The 570-nt window shown below is 52.5% G+C and carries 1 pseudogene; it reads left to right on the top strand.

The annotated features are described in order from the left end of the window. Window positions 1–570: pseudogene (locus R7O13_RS29360) on the top strand (hypothetical protein); the annotation flags it as partial.

Raw genomic sequence — 570 nt, 5'->3', positions numbered from 1 at the left:
CGGATAATCAACTTCTTATCCGAGAACTGGCGTGGCAGGGCGAATGGCAAGTTGGTGATACCACTTTGGATGTTAGCGCGGGCAAGTTGCGCGTTGATTGGGGCGTAGGTTATGGCTATCGACCTTTAGATTTGTTCAAACCATATCGACAAAATCCGGTTGGCTTGGTGGCAGAGGAGGGAGCGGGTGTATTTTCACTTTCGTATTACGACATGTCAGGTGTATGGACGGCGATTGCAACGGACTCGAGTTGGGGGCAACAGGAGCAAAGCGCGCTTGATCAAGCCGCGGAGCAGCGTGGGTTTGGGATTCGCCGTTATGCGTTGGTGGGCGATACGGAGTACCAACTCATAGGCTATTACGATGATGTGCGTCGGGGTTTGTTGGGTGCGAGTGCCATTGCCGTGTTGGATGAATCTATAGCCATGCACAGCTCGTTGCTGTGGCAAAAGCAGAGCGTTGGCTATCAGTTTAAAAATGAAGGGCTGCCGAGCGATCGTTATCAACCCGTGACGGTGGAAGAACAAGGCAGCGCTTTCCAAGCGTTGGAGGGATTAAATTGGGCGAACC

The sequence above is a fragment of the Vibrio sp. Y176 genome, from assembly GCF_033438945.1.
This window is presented reverse-complemented; position numbering and strand designations above follow the sequence as displayed.